The 1,055-nt window shown below is 71.1% G+C and carries 1 protein-coding gene; it reads right to left on the minus strand.

The genetic code is table 11. The features are described 5' to 3' along the window. Positions 1-1,055: 3'-5' exonuclease (locus BN9444_RS13265; protein WP_141681600.1), on the minus strand; the 1,055-nt coding region annotated here is incomplete at both ends.

Below are 1,055 nucleotides of genomic sequence, written 5' to 3' on the forward strand. Positions count from 1 at the left end.
GCCACGGCCGTGCGGCGCAGGCGCTCGTTCGCCTCCCGACGCGCAAGGCGGCCGGGCAGGTCGAGTCCCTGACCGGCGAACTCCGCAATAAAGCGGGAGGGCTCGAAGACCTCGTCACCCTCGGGAGCATCGATGGCGGCGATGAGCAGGCGCGCGCGGTGTCGCGACGTCGCGACGTGAAAGAGGCGACGCTCCTCCTGCAGGCGCGCGGCGAGGTGGCTCACCGGGACGTCCGGCTCAATGCCCTCGTCGAGGTAGTCGATGAGGTCTTCCTGCCCGAAGAGGGAGCCGGTCTCCCCCAGCGACGGCCACGTTCCTTCCTGGGCGCCGACGACCACGACGGTATCCCACTCGCGCCCCACAGCGCCGTGAGCGGAGAGGACCTCCACGGCCTGTGGCGTGGCGGAACGGCGGTCGCGCACGCCGGTGGGCAGCTCTTGTTCCTCGATGCTGATAAGGAAGGACTCGAGTGGCGCGTGCGGGTAACGCTCCGCGTAGTCGCCTGCCGCGTCGAAGAGCGCCATCATGGCATCCAGGTCGCGGTCCGCCTGGGAACCCGTCGCACCACCGCGCAGCGCTGCGGCCTGGAGACGGTCCGAGAGTCCCGTCGCGGACCATACAGCCCACAGCACGTCCTCGATGCTGCCGTCCAGTGCCGCGCGTCCGGCGTCGAGCACGCCGCGTACGCGCTCGAGGATGGCCTGCTCGCGGCCGGTGAGCAGACCACCGAAGTCCGGCAGCTCGCCGTCCAAGACCTCGCGGAGCGAATCGATGCCGCGGACCGTGGGGCGCCAGCGGCGCAGGCCGCGAATGAGGCGGCGCAGCGTCACGGGATCCGCGCCACCCACAGGGCCGGTGATGAGTTCCTCGAGTCCCACGTTGTCGAGCGGATCCGTGAGCGCCCGGACAGCCTGCAGCACCGCGGAGACGAGGCGCTGCTCTGAGAGCACGACGTCCGTGGGGCTGATGTGAACGGGCACGCCCGCGGCGAGCAGCGTGCGGCGTACCTGGCCGATCTCTCCGCCGCCACGCACGATGACGGCGATGTCCCCCCA

Origin of the sequence: Corynebacterium phoceense, assembly GCF_900092335.1 — a bacterium.
In the GTDB taxonomy this organism is placed as follows: domain Bacteria; phylum Actinomycetota; class Actinomycetes; order Mycobacteriales; family Mycobacteriaceae; genus Corynebacterium; species Corynebacterium phoceense.